Here is a 14,275-nt window from a genome sequence, read left to right as displayed (position 1 = left end):
AAGCGTGAGAATTTTTCTCACGCTTTTCTTGTATAGTTTATTTTTAAAATGCTTTTGCAATTGATATTTCAAGTGCTTTTGCAAATTTTATTACAAAACAAATTTTATTTGTCACTTGCAATGCAGCCGGATTTTTTGAGGGCGTATTTTGCAACGAGTGGTCCTGTGAGCTCGTAAATAATTGTGGCACCTAGAACCACAGTCCGGATTTGTGCACCGTGTGGATCTGGAATTATTTGCGAGGCGATCAGGCTAAGACCGATTGCAACACCAGCTTGTGGAGCAAGTGTGAGTCCAAGGTATTTGGATACGTGGTCTGGGAAGCCTGTGGCCTTGGTGGAAAAATATGCACCTGAAATCTTACCGACAAGCCTTGCAATTACATAGGCGATTCCGAGGACGCCAACTGTCTTGAGGTCGGCCAGATTAAGATCGGCCCCGCTCAAAACGAAAAAGGCGACAAAGATTGGTGGGGTAACTGTGTTTATAAGTTCCAAATATTTTCTGTTGACCCTGCCGAAATTTGCAATCACAATACCCATTGTGAGCAGAGTTAAAAGCGACGATAGGTTTAGGGCAAAGGCCGCTGCTGTTACACCAAAGATCATGGCGAGTGTAAAGGTTAGATTTTCTTCGTTGTTTCTAACTTTTTTGCTGAGTAGTATATAGACAAGGCCTCCTGCAATGCCGATTATAATTGCTAATGCAATTTCACTGAGCGGTTTTAAGAGCATGGTGTTCATGCTAAGAGCACTGCCAGATAGCATGGCTGTTGCGATTGATGATGCAACGCCAAAGGCCATAATGCAAACTGCGTCGTCTAGGGCTACAACCGGGATCAAAACATCTACCAAATCACCTCTGGCTTGGTACTGTCTGATGACCATTAGGGTTGCTGCAGGCGCTGTTGCTGAAGCGATACTGCCAAGGGTGATGGCAAAGGGCACATCCATTTTAAAGATTAAGCGCATGGCCAGTGTTACTACCAGCATGCCGCCAAGGGCTTCACAAAAAGTTACCAGGATAATTTTAGATCCGATTTTTTTGATCTGCCTTAGATTCATTTCGCTGCCGACTGAAAATGCAATAAAGCTAAGGGCGACTTGGCTAACGATTTCCATTTGCTTGACCCCATCAGCTGGAATGAGTCCAATAACAGACGGGCCTATAAGTATGCCTGCGATTAAGTAACCAGTTACATCTGGGAATTTTAATTTGCCTAATAGACGCGCTACAATTAATCCTGATAGGAGCAGGATTGATAAATAAAGTATTGGTTCCATTTATTTCACACCTACTTAGTCAAGCCTTCAAAGGAGTCTACATCCACGGTAAACATGATGCCGACATTTTCCTTGCCTAGGCTGCCAACGACTTTTCTGACGCAGTTTTTGGCTTTTTCAAGTTGTTCGCCTTCTGCAATCAAAAAGATGGTCTTGTTGTAAGGCCTGCCTTGGTTTAAAAAGAGTCTGAAATAATTCATGCCAAGTTCAGGTGCTTGTTCAGCTTGAGAGGCTGCAAGTCCTTCGCTTTCCAGAATAGTTCCTCCAGTTATACCTGCCGAGGCAAATTCTTTTAAAAGTTCGTTAAAGTGATCTTCGTGATTAATAACTATAAATAATGCTTTCACTGTTCATTTCCTCCTGGATAATAATATACTCCTATTGTTTGATTTTTGCAAGTTTTTGACCATGGGAAATTGTTTTGACCAGCTTATATTTTTGTAAAATTAAAATTTGCGAAATTGTGGTATATATGAATTAAGAGGTGACAATTATGATTATTACAACAACACAAAGTATAGAAGGCAGAGAAATATCTGAATACATGGGAATTGTATTTGGCGAAGTCGTAACTGGGGTCAACTTTTTAAAGGACTTCGGTGCAGGCTTAAGAGACTTTTTTGGTGGCCGCAGCTCGGGCTATGAAAACGAACTCATGCGGGCCAGAGAGGAAGCCTTAGAAGAAATTGAAGAAAGAGCCAGGAGGATGGGAGCAGACGCAGTCGTCGGCTGCAAGATGGACTATGAAGTCTTGGGACAAAACGGGTCCATGCTAATGGTCACAGTTTCTGGAACAGCAGTAAGACTAAGATAAAATTTAAATGATGAGGCGAGCGTTTGCTCGTCTTTTTTGTGCATATAAAAATCCAGCGAAGCGTGTAGGGTCCACTTTATGTGGACCGAATTTTTCTACAGAAATTTTGTTTTCTTGGACAACAAGAATTTTTCCTTTATATGACAAATAATTGCACAAAAAAAGTGGCTCTGGGCCACTTAATTTTTTTAGATATTATTTTTTTCTGCTATTTTCTTTGCTAGCTCAGCATCTGCTTGAGCCTTGTCGATTTCTCTAAAGGCTTTGTCGTGAGCATCTGCTAAGTGGTCTTTTGCATCTTTTTTGCCTTCCTTCATTTCTTTTTCTAGCTTTTCTGCTTCTTCGCCTGTCACAACATTTGGTTGGTTAACATTTACGTTTGCAGCATTTGCATTTACTTCGTTATCGATAAATGAAGAAGCACCTTCTGGGGTAGTTAAAGCTTCGCTTTTATTTAGTTCATGTTCTTTTAAGTCATCTGCTTTAATTTTTTTCGATTTTTCAATTTCTTTTGTGTCTTTTTCTTGGTCTAATTTTTTTAAATCTTTATCGGTCATTTTTTTCTCCTTTGTTTTGTGAAAGATTTTTAATTTCTTTAGCCTCTTGTCTTACATTTTAAATATACCCAAAAGTCTTGCAAATAAAAAATCTCCTGCAAATTTGCAAGAGATTAATAAATTTTTATAATTGCAATCTCAAATCGTCCCTGTAGACTTCGTCGATGACGGCGCTGCCTATACATATATCTCCCTCGTAGAGGACGGCTTGTTGGCCGGGGGTCACGCTCTTTACATGGTCGTAAGTGATTTCAACTTTATTGTCGTCCAGGAAATGCACATGGCAGGGGTTGTCCTTTTGACGATAACGAAATTTGGCTACGCAGTCTCGGTCGACCTTCTCAAAATCTTTGGCCGGGCTTGAAAAACCTGACGCGATTAATCGATTCGAAAATAGAAGTTGATTGTCTTCGCCTTGGCAAATTATGAGTTCATTGGTCTTAATGTTTTTGCCGCAGACAAACCATGGTTCGCCAGGTCCGCCAATACCCAGTCCCTTCCTTTGACCGATTGTGTGAAACATAAGTCCCGAGTGCTGGCCCATAACTTTGCCCTCAGTCGTTACGATATTTCCTGGATTGGGCTTTAAAAATTGCGATAAAAATTCGTCGAAATTTCTTTCGCCTATAAAGCAAATACCAGTCGAGTCCTTGCGGTCGGCGTTTGGCAAATCGTATTCGTGGGCGATGGCACGCACTTCTTTTTTGGTCAGCTCGCCCACTGGAAAGAGGACATCTTTTATCTGGTCATTTGAAAGTGCCGATAAAAAATAAGATTGGTCCTTATTTGTATCAACCCCGCGTAAAAGTAGGGCATTGCCGTTTTCGTCCCTGCCAATACGGGCGTAGTGGCCAGTCGCCACATAGTCTGCGCCTAGCTTTAAGGCGTAGTCTAAAAAGGCCTTGAATTTTATTTCCTTGTTGCACATGATGTCAGGGTTTGGTGTCCGGCCCTTGGCATATTCGTCAAGAAAATATGAGAAGACCCTGTCCTTGTATTCCTTTTCAAAATTTACAGAATAATAGGGGATGTCGATTTTTTCTGCGACCTTGACCGCGTCCTTGTAATCGATTTCGGCCGTGCAGTTTTCGTCGTCGTCCTCCCAGTTTTTCATAAATATTCCGCTAACATCATAGCCTTGTTCTTTTAAAAGTAGGGCGGCTACCGCTGAGTCAACGCCTCCCGATAGGCCCACTATTACTTTTTTCATTTTATATCACCCAGTACTTTCATAAGTTTGTCTATGTCTTCAAAGGTATTTTTGTAGCCGAAGCTAAATCTGATTGAGTGTTCGGCCCGATTTTCGTCGTAGGTATTTGTGATCACGTGCGATGGCAGGTGGCTTCCCGACTTGCAGGCAGAGCCTGACGAAACGCAGATGCCGTGCATATCCAAATAAGTCAAGAGAAAATCCGTATCGAAGTCTTTGAAGTATATATTTAAAATGTGATCTGTTTGTGAATTTAAATCCCCGTTTACCTGGTAATGTATATTTGTTTTTTCAAGGGCTTGCAAGAAATATTCTTTGAGGGATTTTATATAGGTCCTGTCCTTTACCATATATTCATAAGCCCTGGCACAGGAGTAAGCGCCTATGGTATTGCCCGTGCCACCACGCAGGCCGTGTTCTTGGTCGCCGGCCTTTATCAGTGGAGAGTAATCTCTCTTGGCATAAAGTATGCCGAAATTTTTGCTGGCCCCCAGCTTGTGGGCAGAAATCGACAGAGAAGTGCACTTGATCTTTTCCACATCGATGTCCAGGTGGCCGTAAGCTTGTACCGCGTCCACGTGAAGCCAAATGTCAGGGCGATTTTCTCCTAGCCATTCTCCTAGCTTTTCGACTGGTTGTATGGTTCCCAACTCGTTATTTACATATTGGACTGAAATTAATTTTGTGTCTTCAGAAATTTTTTCAACAATGTCTTCCAAGTTAAAGATGCCCGACGAGTCGACTTTTACAATCTGAGTTTTTTCGTTAATATTATTTTGTATTGACGAGTGCTCGATATTTGTGGTCAAAATCTCATTAGCTTTGAAGGATTTTAAAATGGTATTGTTGCCTTCGCTGGCGCCCGAATTAAAATAAATAAAAGCGGGATCTGCATTTATAGATTTGCCTATATCTGCACGGGCCTCCTCCAAAATTTTTCTGGACGACCGCCCATAGGCGTGGGTGGATTCGGTGTTGCCATCAAAATCGCTTAAGTGTTTATAAATATATTCAAAAATTTCTTCTCTAAAGAGAGATGTAGCTGCATAATCAAAATAAATCATAGATTAATTATAACATAAAATGTAAAAAACGTTAAGACTAAAAAGATTTGGGTAGATGTATAGATAGGTTGAAAAATCTATATATTTTGTGATATACTACTTATAATATTGAAAGGAGATAGCTATGAGTGTAAAAGTTATTGAAAAGAAAGATAATAAGGTAGTTTTTGAATGGCAACTACCATGGGATGAATTTAAACAATACGAACAAAAAGCATACTTAAAAGATAGAGGACATTTTAGAGTTGACGGCTTTAGAAAGGGCAAAGCACCTAAGCACATGATCGAAAATTATTATGGCAAGGGAATTTTTGCAGAAGAAGCTATCAACATGGCAATTAACGAAAATTATGAATCTGTTGTTAAGGAATTAGACATCAATGCAATTGGTTATCCAGACATCGACATTGAAAAATTAGAAGATGGACAAGCTGTTGTAATGAAAGTTGAAACAGAAGTTATGCCTGAAATCGAATTTGAAGAATTCAAAAAGCTTGAAATTCCACTAATCGAAGAAGAAGTTACAGACGAAACTGTTGACGCTTACCTAGAAGACGAAAGAAACAAAAACCAAAGAGAAATCATCGTTGACGACAGGGCAGCCAAAGAAGGCGACCAAGTTATAATCGACTTCAAGGGTTTCTTGGGCGACGAAGCTTTCGAAGGTGGCGAAGGCGAAGACACAGAACTCGTTTTGGGCAGCGGCCAATTTATTCCTGGCTTTGAAGACCAAATTGTTGGCAAGAAGATCGACGAAGAATTTGACGTCGTCGTAACTTTCCCTGAAAACTATCACGCAAGTGAACTCGCAGGCAAGGAAGCTACATTTAAGACCAAGCTAAAGGGTATTTCAGAATTTGAATTACCTGAACTTGACGACGATTTTGCTAGTGAAATTTCAGAATTCGACACACTTGATGAATTCAAGGCTGACATCAGAAAGAATTTGGAAGAACAACTCAAGGAAGCAATTGCAATTAGAGAAGAAAACGCAGCAGTAGATGCCTTGGTAGAAAAGGCTGACTTTGTTGTACCAGAAGCAATTATCCACGACCAACAACACAAGGAACTTGACGAATACAAGTACAGGCTCCAACAACAAGGCCTTGACTTCAATATGTTCCTCCAATATACAGGACAAAAAGAAGAAGACATCTTCAACCAATTAAAAGAAGTTGCAGAAAGACGTGCAAGAGCAAATATGACTCTGGCTGCTTATGCAAAGAAATTGGGTTACGAAGTTACAGATGAAGACCGTGAAACAGCTATAAAGGAAGCAGCTTCAGGCTTTGGCATGGAATCTGATAAGTTCTACGAAATGGCTAAGTCACACGACATCACCTTTATGGACCAAGGAATTACCAACAAAAAGGTTGTTGAACACTTGATGACAATCGTTGATAGGGTTAAGGTTGAAGAAGAAAAAGAAGAAAAGAAAGAAAAGAAAGCTCCTAAGAAGTCTACAAAAAAATCCGAAGATAAGGATGAAAAGAAAGAAGCTAAAAAAGCTCCAGCTAAGAAGGAAGCCAAAAAAGACAAAGAAGAAGCTGAAGATAAAAAAGCAAAGAAAGCTCCAGCAAAAAAAGAAGATAAAATAGACGACGATAAAAAAGCTAAAGCTAAAAAGGAAAGCAAAAAAGAAGCTAAAGAAGAAGGAGACGATAAATAGATGGCTCTAGTTCCTATGGTTATTGAAAACACGGGCAGGGGCGAAAGGTCTTACGATATTTTTTCCAGACTTTTGAAGGAAAGAATTGTATTCGTAACAGGCGAAGTAAACGACACCATGGCTGACCTAGTAGTTGCTCAGCTCTTGTTTTTGGAAGCAGAAGATCCAAGCAAGGACATTCAATTATATATAAATTCACCTGGCGGACAGGTTACTAGCGGAATGGCGATTTTGGATACAATGCGTCACATCAAACCAGATGTAAGCACAATTTGCATGGGTATGGCTGCAAGTATGGGAGCACTTTTGCTCACCGCTGGCACCAAGGGCAAGAGATATGCCCTGCCAAATGCAGATGTGATGATCCACCAACCACTCGGTGGCAGCCAAGGTCAAGCTGAAGATATTAGAATTCAAGCAGAAAAAATTCTCGAAACCAGGGAAAGAATTAACAACATCTTGGTTGAATGCACAGGTCAAGATATGGAAACCATCCAACGCGACACTGACAGAGACAAGTATATGACTGCTGAAGAAGCTAAAGAATACGGACTTATAGACAAGGTTTTATATCCAGAGGTAAAAGGTGGCAAATAAAGAACACTGCTCATTTTGCGGCAGGACTCCTGATGAAGTAAATTTTTTCATAAATGGGATCGATGGGTCTATTTGTGATGACTGCATTAGATACTGCCAAGATATGATCGATAGCGAAAGAAATTTTTATAAAGGGATAAAAAACGATCCAATTTTACTCACACCAAAGCAAATCAAAGAACGCTTAGACGAATATGTAATTGGCCAAGAAGAAGCTAAAAAAGTTTTGTCAGTGGCCATGTACAACCACTACAAGCGCGTCTTTAGGCAAGTGGAAACAGATGTTGAGCTGGACAAGAGCAATGTGCTTTTGCTGGGACCAACGGGCTCTGGTAAGACGCTTTTGGCCAAGGCTATAGCGACAATTCTTGAAGTGCCCTTTGCAATTGCCGATGCGACGACACTCACAGAGGCTGGCTATGTTGGAGAGGATGTTGAGAATGTAATTTTAAAACTCCTGCAAGCGGCGGATTTTAATCTGGAAGCTGCAGAGCGTGGTATAATTTACATCGACGAAATCGACAAGATTGCCCGCAAGAGCGAAAACGTTAGCATAACTCGTGACGTAAGTGGCGAGGGAGTCCAACAAGCCCTCTTAAAAATAGTTGAAGGTAATGTTTGCTCGGTCCCAATGCAAGGCGGCCGCAAGCACCCCCAACAAGAGATGATTCAGGTGGATACAACCAACATTCTCTTTATAGTTGGCGGGGCCTTTGATGGGTTGGAATCCATTATAGAAAAGCGTATGGGCAAAAATGTGATTGGCTTTAACCAAGACCACCAGGCTAAAAAAGATAGGAAGACTGGCGAGCTCTTTGAATTAATGGAAGCCCACGACTTGGTTAAGTTTGGTTTGATACCAGAACTTGTCGGCAGGTTACCAGTTCACGTGTCTTTAAATGACTTGGACGAGGCATCACTCATCAGGATATTAACTGAACCTAAAAATGCTTTGGTCAGTCAATACCAAGAACTCTTTAGATTGGACGGATGCGATTTGGAATTTACCGAACGCGCCTTAAAGGCCATTGTCAAAGAGGCCATTGCTCGCGAAACTGGGGCAAGGGGTCTAAGGAGTATTATCGAAAAGGTTATGCTGCCTTATATGTACGAATTCCCAGACAAAGAGGATGTAAAGCATTTACTAATTGACTATAAAAATAATAAATTCGTAGAAAAAATAGAGTACGCTACAGATTTGAAAGACAAATAAAATTAAGCTCTGGGCTTTAACCTGGAGCTTTTTTCTTTGCAAAAGTTATGGGAATTTTTCTGAAAAAATATTTTTGATTTTATCTTATAAAATATTTACAAGAAAATTTTGGATTTTTAATTTAGCCTGCGCTTGTTTTTATAAATTGTAATAATAAATACAAGTTAATTTTTCTAATAAAAATCCCAAGTCCGGATGACGATTGGCTTGGGATAAAATTTTAAATTTCTTCTTTTTCTTTTTTTACCTTTGTAAAATCGATTTGGTTTTCCACAACTTTTTGTGTGTTCATATACAAGAAAGTGTACAGTGGAACGTGCCACAATTGTCTGAGTGCTGCAGCTGATGCTGTTGCAACAAATGGATGAGCAAATAGCATTTGCCTAAAGAGTGGAACCAGTATAACTGATGTTATGAATTGACCAACAGCAAAGGCTAAGAGTACATACCAGAAATTGTGTTTTAACTTACTATCTTCTCCAGGCAATACATGGATAATAAATGCTGGAATCGCAGCTGTAAGTGCACTTGTTAGGATAAATAGCGGGTTAAAAGCATTTGCAGATGGCCTTACCAAAAAGGCGATTACGTCTGTGATGGCGCCGATTATAAATCCAGAGATTGGACCCAGGGCCATACCTGAATAAATAATTGGAAATCCACCAAAGCTTAGTGGGCCAATACGGAGTGAGTTTACTGCAACGCCAAGTGCGATAAACATTCCAAAATAGGTAATCTTTCTGGCACCTGTGTGAGTGTTTTTGTGCTTGTAGTTGGCAAGTCTTAGGTAGATGTATCTGCCTAGGAATGCAAGTGCAATAGCTCCAAGTACATATAAAATCATATACTTGTTTAAGTTTGCCATGTGTGCATCAAACTCTGCTTGTTTTTGTGCAATTTTTTCTGGTGACCATTTCTTGCCAATCTTTAGGCTAACATTTGCTGCCCTATAAAGGATACCTGCAAGGATTGCTCCTCCAGAAACCACCCCTCCTACGGCTGCTCCGTTTAGGGCACCGTGGATTAGTGCCAAAAATAGCGCTCCACAGATTCCCATATAGAGGGGATTAGTTGTGTTCACAACTAAATAAAAACCTGCAATCGCAAATACTATTGCTGCGATTATATTGGCAGGTTTTGTGTTGAACTTCAATAATTTTTTCATATAAAACCTCCTTTAATAACAGAAAGGAAGCTATTTAAATATAGCGAACGCGATGTATAAGCCGCGGACTAACCTTCGTTTTAGAGCTACGTCCCATCTCCAAACACTTTACGCTTTACACCTACTCTGTTATTAATTCTAGTATACTATTAATAAGTGTTGATGTCAAGGAAGTATGTTTTATTAAAGACGCCTTTGTGTTATAATTTACCCAGCAAATATTTTTGTTTATTTGAATTATAGAATTTAATCGTGTATAATAACCTATAGAATAGGAGAAGAATATGATTGTCTTAGAGAATATTACTAAAGAATACGAGAAGGGGATTGCCGCTCTAGATGATGTGAGCCTCAAGATTGGCGATGGCGAATTCGTTTATCTTATGGGCCACTCAGGTGCAGGTAAATCCACTTTGACCAGATTGCTTTTAAAGGAAATCGAACCGACAGAGGGCAAGATTCTTTTAAATGGTCAGGATATAACATATGTGTCAAGGCGTCGAGTCCCTTATATTAGAAGATATATTGGTACTATATTTCAAGACTTCAGAATTTTGGAGCAAAAGACAGTTTACGAAAACGTGGCCTTTGCTTTGGAAATTTTGGGTGTAAAGAGAAAGGAAATCAGGAGGAGAGTTCCTATTATTTTGAGCTTGGTTGGTCTTAGCGATAAGGCGAAAAATTTTCCAAACGAGCTTTCAGGTGGTGAAAAGCAAAGAGTTGCAATTGCAAGGGCTATTATCAACGAGCCTCACATTTTGATTGCAGACGAACCTACTGGTAACCTTGACTTTGAAACCAGTCTTGAAATTATGCAAGTCCTAACAGATATCAACAATCGTGGGACTACTATCTTGATGGCGACCCACGCCAAGGATATAGTAAAACTTTTACCTCACCGGGTGGTTGTATTAAAGGATGGAAAAGTCGTAACAGATACAGCTAACGAAGGTGAAGAGGTTAACGATATCGACAAGCACGATGTAGATTATGGCAATGAAAAAATTTGTGAGATCGATGATCTCTCAGATGAAGACAAGGCCGATTTAAAAGAAGAGGTCTTTAGCAAAACTATAGAAGAAAAGAACGAGGCTAAAGATTCAGAAGAAGAACTTGAAGAAGATATGGCCAAGGCTGAAGCGGAAATGATCGACGAGGTGAAAGATGAAATTTAGAGTTTTTGCAAATATGATCAAGCAAGGCTTCCAAGGTCTAAACCGCAACAAGTCAATGGGTATGATTAGCATTGTGTCAATTGCAATTGTCTTGGTAATACTCGGTTTAATGCTAATAATGGTATTATCTATCAACCAATTGGTCATGGATACCAACAAAAAGATGGACCAGATCGATATATTTATTGATGACAATTTAGATGTACCCCAAATAGAGGCTATGGCAGACCAGATTGCAGCCATTGGCGGCATAAAGAAAATTAGGTTCAAATCGCCTGCAGAGGGCCTCAAGGAACTCAAGAGTTCTTGGGGTGAAAATGCATGGCTCTTGGACGAATATGAAGACGAAGAAAAAAATCCAATCCCTAAGTCTTTTGAAATCAGGGTTAACAATATCGAAGACGCTGAAGCCGTTGCCAAAAAGCTAGGCAAGATGGACGGGGTTTGGAAGGTCAATTACTTTGCAAAGGAAATCGAGCAAATGCTTGCAATTTCAAAATACATTCAAATTGGCGGAATTTTTATGGTCGGCTTTTTGAGTTTGGTTTCAATATTCTTGATGTCAAACACTATTAGGCTAGCTGTAAATTCCAGACGGACAGAAATTTCCATTATGAAATGGGTTGGGGCAACAGATGCCTACATCAAGGGACCATTTTTTGTCGAAGGTGTCCTTATGGGCTTTATTGGATCCTTGATTGCATTTTTAATAGTGGCTTTTGGTTACAGGTATTTTTACCTGGAGGCCATCAACAATGTAACAGGGCTTTTGTCCTCGGCTATAGTGCCACCAAGCTTTTTCTATAGCGACATGGCAGTTATCTTTGCCACACTGGGCATTGGAATAGCGGCTCTAGGCTCACTTATTTCCTTGAAGAGATTTTTGAGGGTATAATGAAAAAGAAAATTTGTATACTTTTGGCAATACTCCTTGCATTTTCATCTGTAAATTTATATGCAGATAATGTTGAGACTTTAAAGAAGCGAAATGCAGAGATCAAAGAAAAATTAAAGGCGAGCAAGGAAAAGCAAAAAGAGAATAAAGAAGCAATAGCAAATGAAAGTGCAAACTTGGCCCAGCTTAATAGGAATGTTCAAATTCAAGAGGCCAAGCTAAATGAACTCTACGCAAAAATAGAAGGGCTTTTGGGCAACATTAACAATACTAGCCAGGAAATCGTGCAGATGGAAGCAAATATTGAAGAGAAAAATCAAATGTTTGCCAAGAGAATTCGAGCCATGTATGTTATGGGAGATGTTAATTATCTGTCGGTCCTCTTGAACTCAAAGGACGTTCACGAGGCTCTCACCAACACTTCCATGATGCAGATGCTTTTGGAATCAGACAAGAGACTTATAAAAGAAATTTCCGATGCCAAACTTGAATTGGAAAGAAAAAAAGACCAGCTAGAGGCTGACAAGAGGGCTCTGGATGATGAGAAGGCCAAGGAAGAAAATATTAAGGCTCAAGCTGAGGCCGCAGTTGCACAGAAAAATGCTTATATAGCCCAGCTTAAAAATAATGACGCAGCTTTTGAAAAAGAACAAGAGGAATTTAAAAAATCTAGTCAAAGATTAGACGCTCTTATTCAGGCTGCTCAGCAGTACCAAGGAGGCTCTTATACTGGGGGCAGACTTGGTTGGCCTCTACCTGGCTACACTAGGATTTCCAGTCCTTTTGGCTACAGGATTTTGTATGGGCGCAAGGACTTTCACACGGGTACAGATATACCAGCTCCGTCTGGCACTAGCATAGTTGCTGCTGAAGAAGGCCGGGTTACCCACGCTGGATGGCTGGGCTCATATGGACAGCTGGTTGTAGTATCCCATGGTAACGGAATTTCAACAGCATACGCCCACTGCTCAAGCATAAATGTGGGTGTAGGACAAGTTGTAAGCAAGGGTCAGACCATTGCTCGGGTAGGAAGCACGGGCAATTCAACTGGACCTCACTTGCACTTCGAAGTTAGGGTTAATGGTAAAGTTCAAAACGCAATGGGATGGGTGAGATAATGAAAAATGTAAAAAGAATTTTATTAATAATAGGCATAGTCCTTGCCATGTTTGGCTCCTATATCTTTGGAGTAAACAGTGCAAGCGACATAAATAACTATCCAACTAGTAATGACGGTGACATTGCCAAACTCATGGATAAAAACACCGAAAAAACTTTAAATGAAATAGTAAATACAATTCAAAAAAATTACTATAAGGATATTACAGACCAAGAGCTCAATGAAGGAATCCTTCGCGGCGTTGTAGAGAGCTTGGACGACCCATATTCAGTCTATATGAATCAGGAAGAGTATAAAAAGTTTATGGAAAGCTCAAACGGAGAATACGTTGGCGTTGGCCTGGTTGTATCTCCTGGAAAGGATGGTTATATAACTGTTGTATCGCCTGTAAAGGGGAGCCCAGCAGAAAAGGCTGGCATTAAAACAGACGACAAGATTTTAAAAGTAAATGGCCAAGAGTATTCAGCCGACAAAATGTCAGACGCAGTTAGCGTTATGCGCGGCAAAGAAGGCGAAAAGGTAACTCTAACAATAGGCAGAAATGAGAAGAGTGGCTTTGTTGAAAAAGATTACGATATAATTAGAAAGAAAATTAAATTAGAAACGGTCTTTGGTGAAATGCTAGATGACAAGATCGGTTATATTGGCATAACTGAGTTTGACAAACCAACTTACACAGACTTTGTAGACCAATACAAAGAATTGAAAAAAGATGGAATGAAATCTTTGATTTTGGACTTGCGTGGCAACCCAGGCGGACTACTCGATGTCTGTGCTGACCTAGCCGATTTCTTCCTAGATGAAGGAACCATCGTTTACACCAAGTACAAGGACGGAGAAAAAGATTATTATTATTCAGATGATCAAAAAGAAGATATACCTATGGTAGTCCTTGTAAACGGTGGATCTGCAAGTGCCAGTGAAATCGTAAGCGGTGCCCTCCAAGACAGAGGACGTGCGAAAATTATCGGCACACAAACCTTTGGAAAGGGCATAGTTCAAAGAATTTTCAATCTCAATAACGGTCAAGCCCTAAAGGTAACAGTTAGCGAATACTTTACACCAAAGGATAAAAATATCCACGGCATTGGCATTAAACCGGATATCATTGTAGAGCTTGACGAAGACGTAAAAGGAATTGGCGTTGAATATTTGGATGAAGACCTACAATTGCAAAAGGCAATTGAAGTTTTAAAGAAAGGAAATAAATAATGGCAGAATTTAAATACGAAGTATTAAATGAACTTGGAGTTTTTGCTGAGGCAAAGAATGGCTGGACCAAGGAAATCAATATTATTTCTTGGAACGAAGGCCCAGGCAAAATTGACATCAGAACTTGGAACCCAGACCACTCCAGGATGGGCAAGGGCATCTCCCTATCCAAAGAAGAATTCCTCGCCCTAAAAGGACTCATAAACGAAATCGATGAAAGCGATCTAGACTAGTCCCCACAAATATAAAATATAAATTCAAGCGGTATGAAATCATATCGCTTTTTTATTAGGCAAAAGTC

Annotated in this window: 14 protein-coding genes, 1 pseudogene and 1 riboswitch; of the genes and pseudogenes, 9 read left to right on the top strand and 6 right to left on the bottom strand. The window is 40.0% G+C overall.

Annotation, left to right across the window (positions count from 1 at the left end; translation table 11 throughout):
- Positions 1–104: 104 nt before the first annotated feature.
- Positions 105–1,283 (bottom strand): cation:proton antiporter, encoded by a 1,179-nt coding sequence (locus tag CUU59_RS05210; RefSeq protein ID WP_099950946.1) that lies wholly within the window; start codon positions 1,281–1,283, stop codon positions 105–107.
- A gap of 11 nt (positions 1,284–1,294) precedes the next feature.
- On the bottom strand, positions 1,295–1,630 hold the full coding sequence (locus CUU59_RS05205) for a hypothetical protein (protein WP_099950945.1): 336 nt from the start codon (positions 1,628–1,630) through the stop codon (positions 1,295–1,297).
- 146 nt (positions 1,631–1,776) lie between these two features.
- Between CUU59_RS05205 and CUU59_RS05200 the strand changes: the two genes are divergently transcribed.
- Positions 1,777–2,097 carry a heavy metal-binding domain-containing protein gene (locus CUU59_RS05200; RefSeq protein ID WP_099950944.1) on the top strand — a complete coding sequence of 107 codons (321 nt, stop codon included), beginning with the start codon at positions 1,777–1,779 and terminating at the stop codon, positions 2,095–2,097.
- Positions 2,098–2,285: 188 nt separating this feature from the next.
- Here CUU59_RS05200 and CUU59_RS05195 read toward each other — a convergent pair whose 3' ends face one another.
- The 3 genes from CUU59_RS05195 to CUU59_RS05185 form a co-directional block, all read right to left on the bottom strand.
- Positions 2,286–2,654: a hypothetical protein gene (locus tag CUU59_RS05195; RefSeq protein WP_099950943.1), complete on the bottom strand. Its 369-nt coding sequence runs from the start codon at positions 2,652–2,654 to the stop codon at positions 2,286–2,288.
- A gap of 124 nt (positions 2,655–2,778) precedes the next feature.
- A complete protein-coding gene (gene mnmA / locus CUU59_RS05190; RefSeq protein ID WP_099950942.1) occupies positions 2,779–3,864 on the bottom strand; it encodes a tRNA 2-thiouridine(34) synthase MnmA in 1,086 nt (361 codons plus the stop codon).
- Complete coding sequence (locus CUU59_RS05185) at positions 3,861–4,928, bottom strand: cysteine desulfurase family protein (protein ID WP_099950941.1); 1,068 nt, start codon at positions 4,926–4,928, stop codon at positions 3,861–3,863. The genes mnmA and CUU59_RS05185 overlap by 4 nt, the downstream gene beginning before the upstream one ends.
- A 124-nt stretch (positions 4,929–5,052) precedes the next feature.
- On the opposite strand from CUU59_RS05185, the gene tig reads away from it, so the two are divergent.
- Genes tig through clpX form a run of 3 tightly spaced genes read left to right on the top strand, consistent with a single transcriptional unit; the run spans position 5,053 to position 8,407 of the window.
- The gene (gene tig / locus CUU59_RS05180) at positions 5,053–6,597 is read left to right on the top strand and encodes a trigger factor (RefSeq protein WP_099950940.1); all 1,545 of its coding nucleotides are present in this window, start codon (positions 5,053–5,055) and stop codon (positions 6,595–6,597) included.
- A complete protein-coding gene (gene clpP / locus CUU59_RS05175; RefSeq protein WP_099950939.1) occupies positions 6,598–7,194 on the top strand; it encodes an ATP-dependent Clp endopeptidase proteolytic subunit ClpP in 597 nt (198 codons plus the stop codon). It begins immediately after the preceding gene.
- Positions 7,184–8,407: an ATP-dependent Clp protease ATP-binding subunit ClpX gene (gene clpX / locus CUU59_RS05170; RefSeq protein WP_099950938.1), complete on the top strand. Its 1,224-nt coding sequence runs from the start codon at positions 7,184–7,186 to the stop codon at positions 8,405–8,407. The genes clpP and clpX overlap by 11 nt, the downstream gene beginning before the upstream one ends.
- 220 nt (positions 8,408–8,627) lie before the next feature.
- Here clpX and CUU59_RS05165 read toward each other — a convergent pair whose 3' ends face one another.
- Positions 8,628–9,572: a folate family ECF transporter S component gene (locus CUU59_RS05165; RefSeq protein WP_099950937.1), complete on the bottom strand. Its 945-nt coding sequence runs from the start codon at positions 9,570–9,572 to the stop codon at positions 8,628–8,630.
- 39 nt (positions 9,573–9,611) lie between these two features.
- Positions 9,612–9,703, bottom strand: a riboswitch (THF riboswitch).
- 153 nt (positions 9,704–9,856) lie between these two features.
- Between CUU59_RS05165 and ftsE the strand changes: the two are divergent.
- From ftsE to CUU59_RS05140, 5 genes and pseudogenes are all read left to right on the top strand, one after another.
- Positions 9,857–10,516 (top strand): annotated as a pseudogene (ftsE, locus tag CUU59_RS05160) (cell division ATP-binding protein FtsE); the annotation flags it as partial.
- A gap of 220 nt (positions 10,517–10,736) precedes the next feature.
- The gene (ftsX, locus tag CUU59_RS05155) at positions 10,737–11,642 is read left to right on the top strand and encodes a permease-like cell division protein FtsX (RefSeq protein ID WP_099950935.1); all 906 of its coding nucleotides are present in this window, start codon (positions 10,737–10,739) and stop codon (positions 11,640–11,642) included.
- Positions 11,642–12,760 (top strand): murein hydrolase activator EnvC family protein, encoded by a 1,119-nt coding sequence (locus tag CUU59_RS05150; protein WP_099950934.1) that lies wholly within the window; start codon positions 11,642–11,644, stop codon positions 12,758–12,760. Before ftsX ends, CUU59_RS05150 begins: the two co-directional genes overlap by 1 nt.
- Complete coding sequence (locus tag CUU59_RS05145) at positions 12,760–13,974, top strand: S41 family peptidase (RefSeq protein ID WP_169922865.1); 1,215 nt, start codon at positions 12,760–12,762, stop codon at positions 13,972–13,974. Before CUU59_RS05150 ends, CUU59_RS05145 begins: the two co-directional genes overlap by 1 nt.
- A complete protein-coding gene (locus tag CUU59_RS05140; RefSeq protein WP_075574682.1) occupies positions 13,974–14,207 on the top strand; it encodes a YdbC family protein in 234 nt (77 codons plus the stop codon). Before CUU59_RS05145 ends, CUU59_RS05140 begins: the two co-directional genes overlap by 1 nt.
- Positions 14,208–14,275 lie beyond the last annotated feature (68 nt).

It is taken from the genome of Ezakiella peruensis, assembly GCF_900215725.1.
Classification (GTDB): domain Bacteria; phylum Bacillota; class Clostridia; order Tissierellales; family Peptoniphilaceae; genus Ezakiella; species Ezakiella peruensis.
The sequence above is the reverse complement of the archived record's forward strand: the minus strand, read 5'-3'. Positions and strand labels throughout refer to the sequence as shown.